Below are 18,577 nucleotides of genomic sequence, written 5' to 3'. Positions count from 1 at the left end.
TCGCAGGCAAGCCAGCTCCCACATTTGCTTCTGTGTTGTTTGTTAGAGGATGGGTGAAATAAGCCGCGCAACCCGCATGCCCAACTGTTGCAGGCGACGCGTCTCGCGGCTTTCTTCCTGGCTGACTTCATGGGCCAACGCAAAGTCGTCCAGCAGCATCTGCTCCACTTCGCTGGCGAACGCTTCATCCACCGTCAGCAACATCACTTCAAAATTCAGCCGGAACGAACGGTTGTCCATGTTCGCACTGCCGATGGCGCTGATTTCGCTGTCGACCAGCACCACTTTCTGATGCAGGAAGCCTGGTTTATAGCGGAACACCCGCACCCCGGCGCGCACCGCTTCGATGGCGTAGAGGCTGGAGGCGGCATACACAATGCGGTGGTCGGGCCGTGACGGCAGCAGCAGGCGTACATCTACGCCACGCAGAACCGCCAGGCGCAGGGCGGAGAACACCGCCTCATCGGGCACGAAATATGGGCTGGTGATCCACACGCGCTCGGTCGCCGCGTGGATGGCCTCGACGAAAAACAGCGAGCAGGTTTCGTACGGGTCGGCCGGGCCGCTGGCGAGCAATTGGCAGAGCACGCCGTCTTCGGGGTAAGCGTCCGGCAGGATCAGCGGCGGCAGCTCGCGCGCAGCCCAGAACCAATCTTCGGCAAACGATTCCTGCAGGCACGCCACCACCGGGCCGGTGACTTGCACGTGGGTATCGCGCCACGGCGCCAGCGGTGGTTTTTTGCCCAGGTATTCATCGCCGACGTTATGCCCGCCGACAAACCCGGTTATGCCGTCCACCACCACGATTTTGCGGTGGTTGCGGAAGTTGACCTGGAACCGATTGAGCCAGCCGCTGCGGGTGGCGAACGCTTTGACTTTGACCCCGGCGTCACGCAGCGATTGCACGTAGCGATGGGGCAGGGCGTGGCTGCCGATGCGGTCGTAGAGCACGTGAATGTCTACGCCTTCGGCAGCTTTTTCCTTCAGCAAGGCGTGCAACTGCCTCCCGAGCTCGTCGTCATGAATGATGAAAAACTGGAACAGCACCGCCGTTTTGGCGTTGCGAATCGCCTCGAAGATCGCGCTGAAGGTGGCGTCGCCATTGATCAACAAGCGCACTTGATTGTTGGCCAGGCACGGCATGCGCCCCAGTTTGGGCATGGCGCGCAGCGAGGCATAGGCGCTGGAGTTGCGCGCGGCCAGGGCCTCTTCGACCCAGGGGCGCCAGTTCAGCTCGGTGATGGCGGTGTGCATTTCCTGATTGGCCTGGCGCCGCGCCTGGATGTACGCGTCGAAGGTACTGCGGCCGAAAATCAGGTAGGGAATCAGCGTCAGGTACGGCATGAACATCAGCGACAACGCCCAGGCAATCGAGCCTTGGGCAGTCCTGACCGTCAGCACCGCGTGGATCGCGGCCAGAGTCCCGAGAAAGTGCAGCGTGGCAATGAAGTAGGCGAGCAGGTGCGGGCCAAAAAAATCCATGAATGACTTAACTCCAGGCAATCAAGTGCCTAACAGACCATGAACCGCAGTGAATGTCGCTATTTTATTTGCCGTGCAACACTGACACCTTTGCGGCGTCTAACGCCCACAATTACCCAGGAGTTACCCGATGAATGCTCGTCTGCTCAGTTTGGCCATGGTTGTTGGATTGTCGCTGCCCGTGGCGGCTCAGGCGCAGATGCTGGCGCCGGGCTTGTGGGAATTGACCACCAGCAATATGAAAGTCGATAACCAGGACTTGCCGGACCTGTCGCTGATCCTCGGTCAGCTCAAGCAACAGATGACACCTGAACAGCGCGCCATGCTGGAAAAACAAGGCATCACCATGGCCGGCAAAGGCGTGCAGGTTTGCCTGACGCCCGCCCAAGTCGCGTCGGATTCCATTCCCCTGACTGACCCGCAGTCGGGCTGCAAACAGGAAGTGACCGACAAGACCGGCAACCAGTGGAAATTCCGTTTCAGCTGCCCGAAAGCCCAAGGCACCGGCGTTGCCACGTTCCAGAGCCAGCAGGAATTCACCACCACCGTGAACGGCACCTTTAATGCCACCGGCATCCAGCAAAAGGGCAGCCTCGACACGCACGCCCAGTGGCTAGGCAACGATTGCGGTACGGTCAAACCCCGCGCTTAACGCAAAAAGTGCAGAGGCAACCCCTGGCAGCTGTCGACCACCTGGCCGTTGTGCCACGCCAGGTGGCCGGACACCAGCGTGGTGCTGACGCTGTGGCGAAAGCTGCGCTCGGCGAAAGGCGTCCAGCCGCAGCGCGCGAGAATCGGCTGGCTGTTGACGGGCTTGCCTTCGGGCTCGGGCTTGATCAGCACCAGGTCTGCCCAATAGCCTTCGCGTAGGTAGCCGCGGTCCGGGATGGCGAACAGGTCAGCAACACGGTGGCTGGTTTTAGCCACCAGCGTGGTCAGCGGCAGATGCCCGTCGATCACCAACTCCAACAACGCCGGCAACGCGTGCTGCACCAGCGGCAGGCCGGAGGGCGCTTCGCGGTACCCCAACTGTTTTTGCGCCCAGGTATGCGGCGCATGATCAGTGCCAATCACATCCAGACGCTCACTCAGCAAGGCCAGGCGCAGCGCGTCGCGGTCGGCGCGGGTCTTGATCGCCGGGTTGCATTTGATCTGGTGGCCGAGGCGGTGATAGTCGCGGTCATCGAACAGCAAGTGGTGCAGGCAGACCTCGGCGGTGATGCGTTTTTCGGCCAGGGGTTTGTCTTCGAATAAGGCCAGCTCGCGGGCGCTGGTCAGGTGCAGCACATGCAGGCGCGTGCCGTGACGCTTGGCCAGCTCCACTGCAAACGACGACGAGCGATAGCAGGCTTCGGCATCGCGAATCAGCGGATGGGCAACGGCAGGGATATTGTCGCCAAAGCGCTCACGCAGACGCTGTTCGTTGGCCAGGATGCTCGGTGTGTGTTCGCAGTGAGCGAGCAGAATGGTCGGCACTTCGGCAAACAGTCGCTCCAGAATCCGTGGGTCATCCACTAGCATGTTGCCGGTGGAGGCGCCCATGAACACTTTCACCCCGGCCACTTCGCGCGGGTCGAGGGCGGCGACGGTGTCGAGGTTGTCGTTGCTCACGCCAAAGTGAAAGCCGTAGTTGGCCACCGAGTGCAACGCGGCGCGGCGCTTTTTATCAGCCAGGGCTTCCAGGTTCAAGGTGGCGGGATGGGTGTTGGGCATGTCCATGAAGCTGGTGATGCCACCGGCCACTGCCGCACGGGATTCGCTGTAGAAGCTGCCTTTGTCGGGCGCGCCGGGTTCGCGGAAATGCACCTGGTCATCGATCATGCCCGGCAGCAGCCACTGACCTTGTGCGTCAATTTCCACCGGTTCGTTGTAGCCTTCGAGGCTGGCGGCGATCTTCTCGATACGGCCATTGGCGACCAGTACATCGGCGTCAAACTCCTGGCCTTCATTGACCAGGCGGGCATTGCGAATCAGCAGGCGGCTCATGGTTCAGAACTCGTTTTGCAAGGCTTTGTAGCCACGCACCAAATCGACGTTGGTGCGCGCCACGTCTTCGGAGAACTCCGAGGCGCTGACACTCACCGGCGGGAATTGCGACAGGTCAGTGTTCGGCCCGATGCGGGTGGTGGAGGGCACATAGAACGCGGCGGGCAGGTCGCGGCCATCCACCACCGAGTTGTGGCGCACCACGCAGCCATCGCCGACGGCGCAGTTGAACAGCACGCTGTTGAAGCCGATGAACACACGGTCGCCGACGGTGCAGGGGCCGTGGACGATGGAACGGTGGGCGATGGAGGTGAACTCGCCGATGTTCACCGCCGCGCCGGACTTGGAGTGGATGACCACGCCGTCCTGAATGTTCGAGTTGGCGCCGATGGTGATCGGGTCCATGTCGCCGGTGGCGTCGACTTCGTCGGCGCGGATCACGGCGTAGGGGCCGACGAATACGTTCTCGCCGATGATGACCTTGCCGCAGATGATTGCGGTTTTATCGACGTAGGCCGATTCGGCAATCACCGGCAGATCGCCGGAAGGGTTTTTGCGGATCATGCAGCGGGCTCCGTAATGACATGAACGTAGGCGCCATCGATGGCGTTGTAGAAACAGGTGGGCCGACCGGTGTGGCAGGCCGGGCCTTGCTGGTCGACGATCAGCAGCACTGCGTCGCCGTCGCAATCGAGCCGCGCTTCGACCAACTGCTGCCAGTGGCCGGAGCTTTCACCTTTGCGCCACAGCTGTTGGCGCGAGCGCGACCAGTAGCAGACTTGGCCGGTGGCCAGGGTTTCATTGAGGGCCTGGCGGTTCATCCAGGCCAGCATCAACACCTCGCCGCTGCCGTGTTGCTGGGCGATGGCGGCAATCAGGCCGTCGCGGTTCCACGGCAGGGCGTCGAGCACGGGTTCGAGTGGAAAGCGGCTGCCGAGGGCAGCCCCTTCCAGGTCGAGCATGCTCAGGGTCATGGCTTGCTCAGGGCGGCGCACAGGGTGTTGAGGTTGTATTCGAACAGCCCGGTGAAGGTGCTGGCCGGGCCTTCGGCGGCGAGGGCGTCGGAGTACAAGGTGCCGCCGATTTGCGCGCCGCTTTCGTCAGCAATCTGCTTGAGCAGGCGCGAATCCTTGATGTTTTCCATGAACACGGCTTTGACCTTGTCTTTGCGGATCTGGGTGATCAGCGCGGCGACTTCGGCGGCAGACGGTTCGCGCTCAGTCGACAGGCCTTGGGGCGCCAGAAACTGGATGCCATAGGCCTGGCCGAGGTAACCGAAGGCGTCATGGGACGTGACGATGCGACGGTTACCCGGTGGCAGCGCGCCGAACTTGGCCTTGGCTTCGGCCAGCAGGCGGTAGATTTCTTTCAGGTAGGTTTGGCTGTTGCGCTGGTAGTCGGCTTTGTTGGCCGGGTCTGCGGCAATCAGCGCCTTGGTGATGTTGTTGACGTAGATTTCGGCGTTGGCCAGGTTATGCCAGGCGTGCGGGTCGGGAATGGTTTCGCCGTCTTCTTCCATGGTGTGGGAGATCACGCCTTTGCTGGCGGTCACCACCGTGGCCTTGGTTTCGGTGCTGGTCACCAGGCGGTCCAACCAGGGCTCGAAGCCCAGGCCGTTCTTGATGATGACCCGGGCCTTGAGCAGCGCCTTGGCGTCGTCCGGCGTGGGTTCGTAGGTGTGGGCGTCGGCGTCCGGGCCGACCATATTGCTGATCTGGATGTGATCGCCACCTATTTGGTGGGTGATGTCATCGAGAATACTGAAGCTGGTTACCACCTGGAGTTTGTCGGCGGCCTGAGCCATCGACAACGGCAGCAGCAGGCTGAACAGCACGAGTAGAGCGCGCATCGGGAAACACCTCATTGGGATGTAAGAGAGGGCGGGCGGCGCAGCAAGCCGTGCACCGGACCGAAGACCACGGAAAGCAAATACCCGCCGCCAGCCACCAGCACGATGGCCGGGCCGCTGGGCAGTGAGTAGTAGAACGACAGCAATAAACCGAACCACACCGACAGGCATCCCAGCACCGCCGACACCGCAATCAACACCGGCAGGCGCCGGCTCCAGAACCGTGAAGCAATCGCCGGCAACATCATCAAACCCACCACCATCAACGCGCCGATGGCCTGGAAGCCGATCACCAGGTTCAGCACCACCAGCGTCAGGAATAACCCATGAGCGAGCGGGCCGAGGCGGCTGACGGTTTGCAGGAACAGCGGGTCGAGGGTGTCCAGCAACAGCGGTTTGTAGATCAGCGCCATGGCGATCAAGCTGAAGCCGGAGACCCAGAGCATGCCGGTGAGGGTGGTTTCGTCCACGGCCAGCGCTGAGCCGAACAGCAAGTGCAAAAGGTCCAGGCGCTTGCCGGCGATGCCGAGGATCAGCACGCCGGCGGCAAGGGAAATGGGGTAGATGGCGGCGAGGCTGGCGTCTTCGCGCAGGCCGGTGCGGCGGGTGATCCATGCGGATAAACCGGCCATGCTCAGGCCGGCGCCGAGGCCGCCGATGGTCAGCGCGGGCAGGCTGAGCCCGGCAAACCAGAAGCCCAATGCAGCACCGGGCAGGATGCCGTGGGCCACGGCGTCACCGATCAGGCTCATGCGCCGCAGGATCAGGAACACACCCAGCGGCGCGGTGCTGCAGGCGAGCACCAGCCCGCCGATGAGTGCGCGGCGCATGAAAACGAAGTCGAGGAAGGGCATCCACAAGTGCGCGGCGAAGTGCATCAGGCCACCTGCATGTGGGCTTGGGGACGGATCAGTTCTTTGCTGGGCCCGAACACGCAGCCGGTGCTTTTTATCTGCACCACGTTCTGGGTGTGGTGGCGCACGGACGCCAGGTCATGGCAGACGACGATCAGCGTGCGGCCTTGATCGTGCCAGGCGTGGATGTGTTTCCAGCACAGCGCCTGGCCTTCTTCGTCGAGGGCGGCGTGGGGCTCGTCGAGCAATAACACCGGCGCTTCGGCCAGGCTCATGCGCGCGAGCAGGGCGCGCTGCAGTTCGCCGCCGGACAAGGCCATCAGCGGGCGATGTTCGAGGCCGCTGAGGCACCAATCTTCCAGCACGGCTTGCAGGCGTTCGCTGCGTTGTGGCGGGGTGAGCTGGGTGCCCCAGAAACCGGCGGCGACCAACGCTTGCAGGCTGATCGGAAACTGTCTGTCGAGGTGTTGTTGCTGGGGCAGGAACGACAGGCCGCCACGGCGTGGAACATCCACACTGACCTTGCCCGCCAGCGGCTTTTGCAAGCCGGCGATCACTTTGAGCAGGCTGCTTTTGCCGGTGCCGTTGGCGCCGATGATGCCGGTGAGGCTGCCTTTTTCCAGGGTCAAATCCAGCGCCGGGGTGAGCGGTTGCCCCGGTGCACCCCAACGCAGAGCGTTACAGCTGATCATTCAGAGTCTCTCGTCCAGCGGCTTTCAGCCACGGCATCGTGCGCGTGCAGGCTTTCGGCGTGGATCACTTTCAGGTGGAAGGCTTTGACGGCATCCGAGCGTTTCAAGGCGAGGTTGAGGCGGCGGGCGGCGTCTTCGCAGAACATCAGGTTCTGCCCGTTGGCCAGGGCGAAGGCTTGTTCGTCCGCACGTTTCACAGCGGTTTGCACGGCAGTGCCGAGGGCGGCTTCGACGTCGTCGATCAGGTTGGTGATCGGCAAAGTGGACTGGTTGGCGTCCAGCTGGATGCAGAGCTGAGCACTGCTGCGTTGGCTGTGGGGCGTGGCGACGATGCCGTTGGCGCTGCCGAGCCAGGTCAGCACGTCTTCATGCTGCAGCGGCGTGTTAGTGAAATCTTCGAGAAATTGCTGCTGAATCAATTGCCTGGCGAGCGCAGCGGAGCAGGGGCAGGTTGAGGAATAGGTAACGTCAATTTTTAGTTCCACGTGGAACATCTGGTTTTCCAGACGCGCTTCGATGCACACCGGGTAGCCTTTCCAACCGGCCAATGGGCTGACCAACGCCGGGCGTTTTAACAGCAAATCAGTGTGGATTCGCAAGTAGGCGTTCTTAGATAAACCTTCATGACTCTCAAGAAAGCGCTCAAGTAGAGTACGCAGAAGCGCAGGCGTCAGCGGCTGTTGGTCGAGCATTTCCAGGGCCAGGTACAGGCGTGACATATGAATGCCACGCGCCTCGCCGTCGTCCAGGCTGACGCCCGCATCGGCGGTGGCGGTCAGGCGTTGGCCGTCGATGAGGATCGGCAAGGCGATACCGCACATGCCTACCCAGTCGAGGGGCAAGGCTTGGCGTGAAGCCTGCGCGGCGATATCCGGCAGAGTCAGCGCATTCATGAGCAGGTCCATCGTTGGAAATAAAAAGACATGTTATATTATAACTATTGAGTCGACGATGATTTTTCTGCTCCAGCCTTTCTTCAGTCATGTCGAGCAGGGACGCTCCTCTATTTGCGGTATATGTCATGCACAGACGTCAGCTACTCAACCTGCTGCTGGTCAGCCCTCTGTTCACCTTTCCATTGGGGGCGTTCGCCACACAAATTCGCAATGCGCGCCTGTGGCGCTCCGATGACAAACTGCGGCTGGTGTTCGATCTCAGCGGCCCGGTGCAGTACAAGACCTTTTCCCTGACCTCGCCGGATCGCTTGATCATCGACTTGAGCGGCGCCGGGCTCACGGGTGACTTTTCCCAATTGGCGTTGAAGAACAGCGGGATTACTTCGATTCGCTCCGGGCATTTCGGTAAAAGTGATACGCGTATCGTGCTGGACCTGACTGCGCCGATGCAGCTGAACAGCTTCTTGTTGCCGCCGCAGGATGGCCAGGGCCATCGCTTGGTGCTCGACCTGAGCAGCGCCACCCGCGCCCCGCGCCAAATCGCCGCTGAGCCGCCGCCCTTGGTGGTGCCGGTGGACAAGGCGCATCCCAAGCGCGACATCATTGTGGTGGTCGACCCCGGCCACGGCGGCAAAGACCCGGGCGCGATTGGCTCCAAGGGCCAGCGCGAAAAAGACGTGGTGTTGTCCATTGCCCAACTGTTGGCCAAACGTTTGAAGCGCGAGAAGGGCTTCGACGTGAAACTGGTGCGCAACGACGATTTCTTCGTGCCGCTGCGCAAGCGCGTGGACATTGCCCGTCAGCACAAGGCCGACATGTTTATCTCAGTGCACGCCGATGCCGCGCCAAGGCTCACGGCGTCGGGCGCCTCGGTGTACGCGCTGTCGGAAGGCGGCGCGACGTCCGCCACCGCGCGTTTCATGGCGCAGCGCGAAAACGGCGCCGACCTGCTGGGCGCCACCACCTTGCTCAATCTCAAGGACAAGGACCCTATGCTGGCCGGGGTGATTCTCGATATGTCGATGAACGCCACCATCGCCTCCAGCCTGCAACTGGGCAGCTCGGTGCTGGGCAGCCTGCAAAGCATCACCACGCTGCACCAGAAGCGTGTAGAGCAAGCGGGTTTTGCGGTGCTCAAGTCACCGGACGTGCCGTCGATCCTGGTCGAGACCGGGTTTATCTCCAATACCCAGGACGCCCAACGGCTGGTGACGGCGCGTCATCAGCAGGCGGTGGCGGATGGCCTGTTCGACGGTCTGAAAAAATACTTCGAGAAGAACCCGCCGATGAACAGCTACATGGCCTGGGTTCAAGAGCAGAAGAGCGGCCAGGTTTAACAGCCGGTAACACGGCTGCACGTGAACTTGGCGCTGGCGCCACCGGAACTGGAAAACCGGTTGATGGTGGTCCAGCCCACGCGGCGCGTGTAGCCGACCCACGCCTCACCATCGGACGCCAACCCGGTAAAGAACGTCAGTTGCCCATAGCGGCTGTTGGTCTGTGCCCAGTAGCGTTTGCCGATCACCTCAAAACCGCGCAAGTAGGTGGTACTTCCCACCGTCGCCACGCTGTAGGCATTGCCCAACGGGTCCACGCAGGCCAGCAGGTTGGCGCTGCGCGTGCAGTTCGCCAACAGGCTCGGCGTTTGCGCGCAGGCCGGTCCTGCCGCTGCCAATAACAGGGCGCACACCAGGTATTTCATAGTGCTTCTCGGGATAGGGACGTGTTGAAGCATTGCGCCCTTCGTCGTGGCGAGCAAGGGGGATTGGCTTATTTGCATTGTTATACTATAACATAAAAACACAGCCTGACCCGTGAACTGCTCTCCATGACTGAACAAGACCTCCTGGCCCAACCGCCCGCCGATTACATGAATGAAGCCCAGCAAGGTTTCTTCCGCGCGCTGCTGCTGACCCAGCGCTATGAACTGCAGGGGCGCATTGAAGCCGAGTTCCTGGTGTTGCGTGAGCAGGAAACCAACAGCGACCCCGCCGATGTCGGCAGCGCCGAAGAACAGCGCCAATGGCAACTGCGCCTGCTGGAGCGCGAAAAGAAGCTGTTGGACAAGATCGACGACGCCCTGGAATTGCTGGCCCGCGGCGAATACGGCTGGTGCCGTGAAACCGGCGACCCAATTGGCCTGAAACGCCTGCTGCTGCGCCCCACCGCGACCCTGAGTATCGAAGCCAAAGAACGTGAAGAGCTGCGCGAACGCCATAAACGGGCGATTTGACCGGCCACCCCTGATGAGGAATACCTGATGCCCAATCGTCTCCCCGTTACCGTGTTGTCCGGCTTTCTCGGCGCCGGCAAAAGTACGCTGCTCAACTACGTTCTGCGCAACCGCGAAAACCTGCGGGTGGCGGTGATCGTCAATGACATGAGCGAAATCAACATCGACGGCAGCGAGGTGCAGCGCGACGTCACCCTCAACCGCTCCGAAGAAAAACTGGTGGAGATGAGCAACGGCTGCATCTGCTGCACCTTGCGTGAAGACTTGCTGGAAGAAGTCGGTAAACTCGCCAAGGAAGGTCGGTTCGATTACCTGTTGATTGAATCCACCGGCATTTCCGAGCCATTGCCCGTGGCCGAAACCTTCACCTTTCGCGATGAAAACGAGCAAAGCCTGGCGGACATTGCGCGCCTGGACACCATGGTCACCGTGGTCGACGGCATGAACTTCCTGCTCGACTACCAGGCCGCCGAAAGCCTGGCCTCACGCGGCGAAACCCTGGGCGAAGAGGACGAACGCTCGATCACCGATCTGCTGATCGAGCAGATCGAGTTTGCCGACGTGATCCTGATCAGCAAAATCGACCTGATCAGCAGCCGCGAGCGCGAGGAACTGATGGCGATCCTCGAACGCCTCAACGCCCAGGCCGAAATCATCCCGATGGTCATGGGCGAAGTGCCGCTGAACAAGATCCTCAACACCGGGCGCTTCGACTTCGAACGCGCGGCCCAGGCGCCGGGCTGGTTGCAGGAACTGCGCGGAGAACATGTGCCGGAAACCGAAGAGTACGGCATCGCTTCCACGGCTTACCGCGCGCGCCGCCCGTTTCATCCACAGCGTTTTTTCGACTTCATCGACCGCCCGTGGGTAAACGGCAAACTGCTGCGCTCCAAAGGCTTTTTCTGGCTGGCCAGCAAGCATCAAGATGCGGGCAGTTGGTCCCAGGCGGGCGGGCTGATGCGCCATGGTTTTGCCGGGCGCTGGTGGCGTTTTGTGCCGAAAAGCCAGTGGCCGCAGGATGAAGAAAGTGTGGCGGCAATCATGGGCAACTGGCAGCTGAGCACGGGTGACTGCCGCCAGGAACTGGTGTTTATCGGGCAAAATATCGACTTCAGCCAGATGCGCGCCGAGCTGGACTCTTGCTTGCTCACCGACGAAGAAATGGCCCTGGGCGTCGAAGGTTGGCGCCAGTTGGCTGACCCGTTTGGCCCTTGGTTCGAGCAGGTAGCCTGATGCTGGCCCCGGTTATCTCGTTGCGTCCTGTGATACGCCAGACACGTGGTGAAACCCCGCTGGCACTGGCTGACATCCTTGAGGACGGTGTGAATTTGGCGGTCTGGCAGCGCCAACTGCCGCTGCACATCGCCGAATTTGGTGCCTTGCTGGTGGCGCTTGACGAGCCGCTCGCCGACTCCATGGTGATTGAACTCAACGACGAAGACACAACACCGAACTTGCAGGGTTTGGCATCCAGTTGCCGCGATCTTGAAGGCTACGACGGCTTTGTCGCCGATGTTTCATGGCTGGTCAGCGCATTTGCCTGTTTACTCGGTGCAAGGCGCATTGGTGTGCGCTTGCGGCTGCTGGACAAGGCCATGTGCCCGCGTTTTCACGTCGACCACGTGCCGGTTCGTCTGATCACCACCTACGCCGGCATCGGCAGTCAGTGGTTGCGCGAAGGCGTGATGGACCGCCGCACGCTCGGCCAGCCGGACGCCGAGCCAATCGAGCGCATCGAGCAAATCCTCTGCGGCGAAGTGGCCATGCTCAAGGGCACCAAATGGCATGGCAACGAAGCCCACGGCCTGATTCACCGCTCGCCCGCGCTTAAGAACGATGAGCGGCGCTTGATCCTGACGCTGGATTGGCTGGCATAACCGAGTAGGATCTAGTGCTTTACACGGTCTGAATGATGCCCCCGATGCTGCAGAACATTCCCACCCACGTGATTGCCGGGCCTTTGGGCGCCGGCAAGACCAGCCTGATCAAACACCTGCTCGCCCAACGCCCGGCCAACGAGCGTTGGGCGGTGTTGATCAACGAGTTCGGGCAGATCGGCCTGGACGCGGCCTTGCTCACCCAGGATGACGACGGCATTGCCCTGGGCGAGGTGGCCGGCGGCTGTTTGTGTTGTGTGAATGGCGCACCCTTCCAGGTAGGCCTGGGCCGCTTGTTGCGTAAGGCCAAGCCGGACCGGTTGTTTATCGAGCCCTCCGGTCTGGGCCACCCGGCGCAATTGCTCAAGCAACTGCGGCAGGCGCCGTGGCAAGACGTGCTGGCGGTTCAGCCGTGCGTGCTGGTGATCGATGCCCAGGCGCTGGCAGCGGGTAAACCCTTGCCAGAGGCGCAACGTGAAACCCTGGCCAGCGCCGGGCTGCTGGTATTGAACAAGGATGAGACGCTGGATGCCGCGCAACGCCAGGCTATCGAACAGCAGCTACCCGACTGCCCGCTCTATTGGACGCGCCAGGCGCAGCTGCCGCTCGACCAATTGCCCGACCTGAATGCGCGAGGCCGTGCTGCTGTGGATAACTTCGATGTGCCCAAAGGCGTGGCGCAGATGCCGGCAATCTGGACCGATCCGGCCGTGCCAATCTGCCTCAGCCAGGTTCAAGAAGGTGGCTGGAGCATCGGCTGGCGCTGGCACCCAAGCCAGCAATTCGATACAACGCGCCTGCAAAGCTGGCTGACACGCCTTGAATGGCGCCGCGCCAAGCTGGTTATCCACAGCACCGCAGGCTGGGCCAGCGCCAACGCTGTGGATAACAGCCCGCTCGCCTGGCAACCCAGCGAATGGCGCCGTGATTCACGTATTGAATTGATCTTCAGCCAGCCACAGGACGTGGCTGAATTGCAAAGCTCACTCGCCGCCTGCCGTCAGTGACGGTTCTTGCTCGCGTGGTCCTGGCGCCACTGGCTTAGCTCGATCACCTCAGCGCTGGGCAGCGGCGTCTTGATCTCGAACGGGTAGGGCGCCAGCTCGATTTGCGCGCTGTGGGCGCCAAACTGGGTGATGGTCCCCGGATGGCGGGCTTCGCCGGTCACGGTGAACTCAAAGTTATAAATGCGTGCCAGGCGCCGCCGGCCATTGGCATCCTTCACGAAACCGATGCGCTTCAACGCCACCGCGCCATCGAGCAGTTCGATATCAAGCTTGGCGCAATGCTGCTTGACCCGCTCCAGCGCCCGCTCGCGCAGGCCGTGGTTGTGCCACACCCAGGCGGCACCGGTCGCCAGCAGCATCAACACGAAGATGTTTCCCAGGGTCAGCATGCGATGAACTCCAACAAAGTGAGAGCAGCTTAACTGTGTCGCCGGTCTGTCGTATAGGCTGTGTTTAGTCGCATACTGCGCGGCCAGAATTTCAACGGCTTTACGGAAATCTCCTGCATGAAACGCACACCTCATCTGCTTGCGATCCAGTCTCATGTGGTCTTTGGCCACGCCGGAAACAGCGCCGCTGTGTTCCCCATGCAGCGGGTCGGGGTGAACGTCTGGCCGCTGAATACGGTGCAGTTTTCCAACCACACTCAGTATGGCCAGTGGGCGGGCGAAGTGTTGGCGCCGCAGCAAATTCCGGCGCTGGTGGAAGGCATTGCCGCGATTGGTGAGCTGGGCAACTGCGATGCGGTGCTGTCCGGCTACCTCGGCAGTGCCGACCAGGGCCGTGCGATTTTGACCGGCGTGGCGCGGATCAAGGCGATCAACCCCAAGGCCCTGTACCTGTGCGACCCGGTGATGGGCCACCCGGAAAAGGGCTGCATCGTGCCCCAGGAAGTCAGCGATTTCCTGCTGGATGAGGCGGCGGCAATGGCGGATTTCCTCTGCCCCAACCAACTGGAGCTGGACAGCTTTGCCGGGCGCAAGCCGCAGTCGCTGTTCGATTGCCTGGGCATGGCCAAGGCGCTGCTGGCCCGTGGGCCGAAGGCGGTTTTGGTCAAGCACCTGGATTATCCCGGCAAGCTGCCGGATGGCTTTGAGATGTTGCTGGTCACCGCCGAAGGCAGCTGGCACCTGCGCCGCCCGCTGCTGGCGTTCCCACGTCAGCCGGTGGGCGTGGGCGACCTGACATCAGGGCTGTTCCTGGCGCGGGTACTGTTGGGCGACAGCCTGGTGGCGGCGTTCGAATTTACGGCGGCGGCGGTGCATGAAGTGCTGCTGGAGACCCAGGCCTGCGCCAGTTACGAGCTGGAGCTGGTGCGGGCTCAGGATCGTATCGCCCATCCGCGCGTGCGCTTTGAGGCCACGCCGATCGAACTATAAGCCTACAAAACCCAATGTGGGAGCTGGCTTGCCTGCGATGAGGGCCTGACAGTCGACATCTCTGTCGCCTGACACTCCGCTATCGCAGGCAAGCCAGCTCCCACATTTGATTGGGTTTACAGCTTGGGGTTTACGGCCCGTCTGCCTTGATTTCCTGGTAGCGCTTTTCCAGCTCCTGGCGAATCTGCCGACGCTGCTGGGCCTGCACAAACCGGCGCTTGTCTTCGCTGTTCTGCGGCTGCAGCGGCGGTACGGCGGCGGGTTTGCGCTGGTCGTCCACGGCCACCATGGTGAAGAAGCAGCTGTTGGTATGGCGCACCGAGCGTTCGCGGATGTTCTCGGTCACCACCTTGATGCCCACTTCCATCGAGGTGTTGCCGGTGTAGTTGACCGAAGCGAGGAAGGTCACCAGCTCGCCGACATGGATCGGCTCGCGGAAAATCACCTGGTCGACCGACAGCGTCACCACATAGCGACCGGCATAACGGCTCGCACAGGCGTAGGCCACTTCGTCGAGGTACTTGAGCAGGGTGCCGCCATGCACATTGCCTGAGAAGTTGGCCATGTCAGGGGTCATCAATACCGTCATCGACAGCTGGGCGTTTCCGGGTTCCATAGCACACTCACGGGTTGTAGGCATCGGTTGGGGAGGCACCTCTGCGGGTGCTGGAATCTTTACAGCGCTCTCCCTAACGGGACGCCGGTGGGCGGCTTGCCGTCACGCCTGCACCGATCTGTTTCCATATATTGCACCGGCTTTCTGCCGGAAGTCGCGGTGTTAACCTTCAAAAGCCCATCTCAGGGCATTTCTTACGATCAAGGCCGACTTTTCCTTCCGCTTATTGCGACCGTTCAAGGGTGCGAGTGGAAGTGGGAAAAGCGCCAGTACCCTCAAGGAGCCCCTCGCCATGCACGCCATCAGCTTTATCCAGGACTTGGCCGTGATCATGTTGGTGGCAGGGGTTGTCACCATCCTGTTTCACCGCCTCAAGCAGCCGGTGGTGCTGGGGTACATCGTCGCCGGCTTCATCATCGGCCCCCACACCCCACCGTTCGGCCTGATCCACGACGAAGACACCATCAAAACCCTCGCCGAGTTGGGCGTGATTTTCCTGATGTTCTGCCTGGGCCTGGAATTCAGCCTGCGCAAGCTGTTCAAGGTCGGTGCCACAGCGTTTATTGCAGCGTTCCTGGAAATCATCCTGATGATCTGGATCGGCTACGAAATCGGCCGCTGGTTCGACTGGAATACCATGGACTCGCTGTTCCTCGGTGCAATCCTGGCGATCTCCTCGACCACCATCATCGTCAAGGCGCTCAACGACCTGAAGATGAAAAATCAGCGCTTCGCCCAGCTGATCTTTGGCGTGCTGATCGTCGAGGACATCCTCGGTATCGGCATCATCGCCTTGCTGTCGAGCATTGCCGTCAGCGGCACGGTCAGCTCCGGCGAGGTGTTCTCCACCGTCGGCAAGCTCTCGCTGTTCATGATTGTCGCGCTGGTCATCGGCATTTTGCTGGTGCCGCGCCTGCTGGCCTATGTGGCCAAGTTCGAAAGCAATGAAATGCTGCTCATCACCGTATTGGGCCTGTGTTTCGGCTTCTGCCTGCTGGTGGTCAAGCTGGAATACAGCATGGTGCTGGGTGCGTTCCTGATCGGCGCGATCATGGCCGAGTCCCGTCAGTTGATTAAGATCGAGCGCCTGATCGAACCTGTTCGCGATATGTTCAGTGCGATCTTCTTTGTGGCGATTGGCCTGATGATCGACCCACAAATCCTGCTGCAGTACGCCTGGCCGATTGCGGTGATTACCGTGGCGGTGGTGCTGGGCAAGATGTTGTCCTGCGGCCTGGGGGCATTCATTGCCGGCAACGATGGCCGCACCTCGCTGCGCGTGGGCATGGGGCTGTCACAGATTGGCGAATTTTCCTTCATCATCGCCGCATTGGGCATGACTTTGCAGGTGACCAGCGACTTCCTCTACCCGGTGGCCGTGGCGGTGTCGGCGATCACCACGTTGCTCACGCCGTACCTGATTCGTGGCGCTGACCCGTTGTCGTTGAAGATTGCGGCAGTGATGCCCAAGCGCATGAGCCGGGTGTTCGGCATGTATGGCGAGTGGCTACGCAGTATTCAGCCGCAAGGTGAGGGCGCAATGCTGGCGTCGATGATTCGCAAGATCATCCTGCAAGTGGGCGTAAACCTGGCGTTGGTGGTGGCGATCTTCTTTGCCGGCAGTTTCTTTGCGGCGCGCATCGGCGGGTATCTGGAAGGTTGGATCAGTGACCCAAGCTGGCAGAAAGCGCTGATCTGGGGCGGGGCGTTGCTGTTGTCGCTGCCGTTTCTGATTGCGGCGTACCGCAAGCTCAAGGCGCTGTCGATGTTGCTGGCGGAGATGAGTGTGAAGCCGGAAATGGCCGGGCGGCATACCCACCGCGTGCGGCGCGTGATTGCGGAGCTGATCCCCATTCTTTCGCTGCTGGTGATCTTCCTGCTACTGGCAGCCTTGTCGGCCAGTATTCTGCCGACCAACAAGTTGCTGGTATTGATTGCCGTGGTGGCAGCGGCTGTAGCGGCCGTGCTCTGGCGGTGGTTCATCCGCGTTCATACGCGGATGCAGGTCGCCTTGCTGGAGACCCTGGATAACCATAAAGACACGCCAGAACACTAAAGGCGAGGGGCGGGGCTCAGCTTTCCAGCCAGACGTCCCGCGCCCAGTGCCACACCGATTCCCAGGTTTCTTCGGTGACCAGTTCTTCTTCGCCGGACCACAGCACCACGGTGCCGTCTTCTTCGACGCAGTAGTAGTCGTCGCCGTCCTGGCAGATCGGGATCATGCTGCGGTCAACACCGGCGTCCCAGGCGTTGGCGGCCACGTCCGGCAGGTAGGTGTGGGACTGCGGGTCGGTGACGGTCACCGGCTCCAGGCTGCCATACACCACGTCGCTGACGGTCAGCAGGAATTCGCGGAAGACAAACGGAATGTCGATGAACAGTTGTTCCTCGATTTCCACGATCTGGTCTTCGTCAGGCAGTTCCAGAGGAACCGGGACCGGTTCGTTGGCTTCACGCAATTGTTCGATGATTTCTTCCACGGCCGGGATCCTCTTGCTAGTTGGCGCGGTTAATAGGGCGTTTTATACAGTAGCTCGCTATAAGTGCAACCGCGAAATAGAAAACCCCGGAACATGTCCGGGGTTTTTATTACCAAGTGCTCAAGCGTGCGGTTATCAGCCGTTCTGGCGGATACCGGCGACCAGCCAAGGCTGGTTGTCGCCCTGGGCGCGCTCCATGTTCCAGCTTTCGCTGAACACTTCGCCCTGGTCGAAACGCGAGGTCTTCGACACGCCGCTGAAGGTCAGGGTGGCGATGGTCTTGTCGGCGCGATCATCCACACCTTCCAGTTGTACGCGCAGGTCGTCGATGTAGGTCGACTGGAAGCCGTCGCCCAGATCGGCGCGTTCGCGCTTGAGGAAGTCCAGCAGTTGCGGGGTCACGAACTCGGCGATCTTGTCCATTTCGTTGGCGTCCCAGTGCTGCTGCAGGGACTGGAAGTGGCTGCGGGCCGCTTCGACGAAACGCTCTTCGTTGAACCAGGCCGGTGCGTTGATCACCGGACGAGCGGCGGCAGGTGCAGCCGAACCACCGAAGATCGAACCCATGGCTGGTTTTTGCTCGAACACTTCACGCTGCATCGGCGCGCCGGCTGGAGCCATGTGCTCCTGCTGCTTGCGGCGACGGGCGGCGATAAAGCGGAAGATCAAGAAGGCGATGACCGCCATGATCAGGATGTCGAAGATCTGCATGCCCTGGAAGCCGCCGCCCATGAACATGGAAGCGAGCAGGCCACCGGCGGCGATACCGGCCAGAGGGCCCAACCAGCGCGAAGCACCGCCAGCTTTGGCAGCAGCGCCGGCAGCGCCGGCAGCACCGGCTGCGCCTGCGGTAGCCGCTGCACCGCCGGCACCGGCGGATGGAGCCATTTGGCTGGTCTGGTGAGTCGGTGCCGAGCCCATGCTTTTGCCGCCACCAAAGCGCTTGGCGTTGGCGTCGAGGCTCATCGTCAGGCCGATGCACAACGCCATGGCGATGCTAAGAAAACGTTTCATAAAGGGAATTCCCATTTGTGGATTGCACGCGCGCCATGTTGCACAGGTGTCGTGACACTGGCTAGCGGCAGAGTGTTTCGGGCTTTTGCGTAAGACCGATTCCGAATGGTCTGTAGGACTAATTACAGATATTGGCCCGCACTCGGTGAAATACAAGGGCGTGAGCATCGAAAAAGCGGGACGCAGAGCGTCCTGGGCGGCGTTCCCACGCG

Annotated in this window: 21 protein-coding genes; 8 read left to right on the top strand and 13 right to left on the bottom strand. The window is 61.3% G+C overall.

The window, feature by feature from the left end:
- Positions 1 to 42: 42 nt before the first annotated feature.
- On the bottom strand, positions 43 to 1,482 hold the full coding sequence (gene cls / locus PspR76_RS30605) for a cardiolipin synthase (RefSeq protein ID WP_159961190.1): 1,440 nt from the start codon (positions 1,480 to 1,482) through the stop codon (positions 43 to 45).
- Positions 1,483 to 1,612: 130 nt separating this feature from the next.
- Here cls and PspR76_RS30600 point away from each other — a divergent pair, with 130 nt between their 5' ends.
- Positions 1,613 to 2,134, top strand: a complete 522-nt coding sequence (locus tag PspR76_RS30600) for a DUF3617 domain-containing protein (protein WP_159961188.1) — start codon at positions 1,613 to 1,615, stop codon at positions 2,132 to 2,134.
- Here the strand turns inward: PspR76_RS30600 and PspR76_RS30595 are convergent.
- From PspR76_RS30595 to folE2, 7 genes are read right to left on the bottom strand one after another with little or no spacing between them, the layout of a single operon-like run.
- A complete protein-coding gene (locus PspR76_RS30595; RefSeq protein ID WP_159961186.1) occupies positions 2,131 to 3,468 on the bottom strand; it encodes a dihydroorotase in 1,338 nt (445 codons plus the stop codon). The genes PspR76_RS30600 and PspR76_RS30595 overlap by 4 nt on opposite strands.
- Before the next feature lie 3 nt (positions 3,469 to 3,471).
- Positions 3,472 to 4,032: a gamma carbonic anhydrase family protein gene (locus PspR76_RS30590; RefSeq protein WP_159961184.1), complete on the bottom strand. Its 561-nt coding sequence runs from the start codon at positions 4,030 to 4,032 to the stop codon at positions 3,472 to 3,474.
- Positions 4,029 to 4,442, bottom strand: coding sequence for a phosphoribosyl-AMP cyclohydrolase (hisI, locus tag PspR76_RS30585; RefSeq protein WP_159961182.1), 414 nt, complete (start codon positions 4,440 to 4,442; stop codon positions 4,029 to 4,031). The genes PspR76_RS30590 and hisI overlap by 4 nt, the downstream gene beginning before the upstream one ends.
- Positions 4,439 to 5,317, bottom strand: a complete 879-nt coding sequence (locus PspR76_RS30580; protein WP_159961180.1) for a metal ABC transporter substrate-binding protein — start codon at positions 5,315 to 5,317, stop codon at positions 4,439 to 4,441. Before PspR76_RS30580 ends, hisI begins: the two co-directional genes overlap by 4 nt.
- Positions 5,318 to 5,328: 11 nt before the next feature.
- Positions 5,329 to 6,195, bottom strand: a complete 867-nt coding sequence (locus PspR76_RS30575) for a metal ABC transporter permease (RefSeq protein WP_159961178.1) — start codon at positions 6,193 to 6,195, stop codon at positions 5,329 to 5,331.
- Positions 6,195 to 6,863: a metal ABC transporter ATP-binding protein gene (locus tag PspR76_RS30570; protein WP_159961176.1), complete on the bottom strand. Its 669-nt coding sequence runs from the start codon at positions 6,861 to 6,863 to the stop codon at positions 6,195 to 6,197. Before PspR76_RS30570 ends, PspR76_RS30575 begins: the two co-directional genes overlap by 1 nt.
- Complete coding sequence (folE2, locus tag PspR76_RS30565) at positions 6,860 to 7,756, bottom strand: GTP cyclohydrolase FolE2 (protein ID WP_159961174.1); 897 nt, start codon at positions 7,754 to 7,756, stop codon at positions 6,860 to 6,862. The genes PspR76_RS30570 and folE2 overlap by 4 nt, the downstream gene beginning before the upstream one ends.
- Before the next feature lie 128 nt (positions 7,757 to 7,884).
- Here folE2 and PspR76_RS30560 point away from each other — a divergent pair, with 128 nt between their 5' ends.
- On the top strand, positions 7,885 to 9,096 hold the full coding sequence (locus tag PspR76_RS30560) for an N-acetylmuramoyl-L-alanine amidase (protein ID WP_159961172.1): 1,212 nt from the start codon (positions 7,885 to 7,887) through the stop codon (positions 9,094 to 9,096).
- Here PspR76_RS30560 and PspR76_RS30555 read toward each other — a convergent pair.
- Complete coding sequence (locus PspR76_RS30555; protein WP_159961170.1) at positions 9,093 to 9,461, bottom strand: glutamine synthetase; 369 nt, start codon at positions 9,459 to 9,461, stop codon at positions 9,093 to 9,095. The two genes, PspR76_RS30560 and PspR76_RS30555, sit on opposite strands and share 4 nt — an antisense overlap.
- 126 nt (positions 9,462 to 9,587) lie before the next feature.
- Between PspR76_RS30555 and dksA the strand changes: the two genes are divergently transcribed.
- Genes dksA through PspR76_RS30535 form a run of 4 tightly spaced genes read left to right on the top strand, consistent with a single transcriptional unit; the run spans position 9,588 to position 12,876 of the window.
- Positions 9,588 to 9,992 (top strand): RNA polymerase-binding protein DksA, encoded by a 405-nt coding sequence (gene dksA, locus PspR76_RS30550; protein ID WP_159961168.1) that lies wholly within the window; start codon positions 9,588 to 9,590, stop codon positions 9,990 to 9,992.
- A gap of 27 nt (positions 9,993 to 10,019) precedes the next feature.
- Positions 10,020 to 11,225: a zinc metallochaperone GTPase ZigA gene (gene zigA / locus PspR76_RS30545; protein ID WP_159961167.1), complete on the top strand. Its 1,206-nt coding sequence runs from the start codon at positions 10,020 to 10,022 to the stop codon at positions 11,223 to 11,225.
- Positions 11,225 to 11,869, top strand: a complete 645-nt coding sequence (locus PspR76_RS30540; RefSeq protein WP_159961165.1) for a DUF1826 domain-containing protein — start codon at positions 11,225 to 11,227, stop codon at positions 11,867 to 11,869. The genes zigA and PspR76_RS30540 overlap by 1 nt, the downstream gene beginning before the upstream one ends.
- A gap of 44 nt (positions 11,870 to 11,913) precedes the next feature.
- Complete coding sequence (locus PspR76_RS30535; RefSeq protein ID WP_159961163.1) at positions 11,914 to 12,876, top strand: CobW family GTP-binding protein; 963 nt, start codon at positions 11,914 to 11,916, stop codon at positions 12,874 to 12,876.
- Here PspR76_RS30535 and PspR76_RS30530 read toward each other — a convergent pair.
- Positions 12,870 to 13,265: a DUF3301 domain-containing protein gene (locus PspR76_RS30530; RefSeq protein WP_083356039.1), complete on the bottom strand. Its 396-nt coding sequence runs from the start codon at positions 13,263 to 13,265 to the stop codon at positions 12,870 to 12,872. The genes PspR76_RS30535 and PspR76_RS30530 overlap by 7 nt on opposite strands.
- A 117-nt stretch (positions 13,266 to 13,382) precedes the next feature.
- Here PspR76_RS30530 and pdxY point away from each other — a divergent pair, with 117 nt between their 5' ends.
- Positions 13,383 to 14,255: a pyridoxal kinase PdxY gene (gene pdxY, locus PspR76_RS30525; RefSeq protein ID WP_159961161.1), complete on the top strand. Its 873-nt coding sequence runs from the start codon at positions 13,383 to 13,385 to the stop codon at positions 14,253 to 14,255.
- 130 nt (positions 14,256 to 14,385) lie between these two features.
- Here pdxY and PspR76_RS30520 read toward each other — a convergent pair whose 3' ends face one another.
- The gene (locus tag PspR76_RS30520; protein WP_003213461.1) at positions 14,386 to 14,871 is read right to left on the bottom strand and encodes an acyl-CoA thioesterase; all 486 of its coding nucleotides are present in this window, start codon (positions 14,869 to 14,871) and stop codon (positions 14,386 to 14,388) included.
- Positions 14,872 to 15,163: 292 nt separating this feature from the next.
- On the opposite strand from PspR76_RS30520, the gene PspR76_RS30515 reads away from it, so the two are divergent.
- The gene (locus PspR76_RS30515; protein ID WP_159961159.1) at positions 15,164 to 16,927 is read left to right on the top strand and encodes a cation:proton antiporter; all 1,764 of its coding nucleotides are present in this window, start codon (positions 15,164 to 15,166) and stop codon (positions 16,925 to 16,927) included.
- Positions 16,928 to 16,943: 16 nt separating this feature from the next.
- Here PspR76_RS30515 and PspR76_RS30510 read toward each other — a convergent pair whose 3' ends face one another.
- Together PspR76_RS30510 and PspR76_RS30505 are read right to left on the bottom strand one after the other, a co-directional pair.
- The gene (locus PspR76_RS30510; RefSeq protein WP_017135771.1) at positions 16,944 to 17,351 is read right to left on the bottom strand and encodes an SMI1/KNR4 family protein; all 408 of its coding nucleotides are present in this window, start codon (positions 17,349 to 17,351) and stop codon (positions 16,944 to 16,946) included.
- A gap of 135 nt (positions 17,352 to 17,486) precedes the next feature.
- Positions 17,487 to 18,365: a Tim44 domain-containing protein gene (locus PspR76_RS30505; RefSeq protein WP_159961157.1), complete on the bottom strand. Its 879-nt coding sequence runs from the start codon at positions 18,363 to 18,365 to the stop codon at positions 17,487 to 17,489.
- Positions 18,366 to 18,577 lie beyond the last annotated feature (212 nt).

Origin of the sequence: Pseudomonas sp. R76, from assembly GCF_009834565.1 — a bacterium.
Lineage (GTDB): Bacteria > Pseudomonadota > Gammaproteobacteria > Pseudomonadales > Pseudomonadaceae > Aquipseudomonas.
This window is presented reverse-complemented; position numbering and strand designations above follow the sequence as displayed.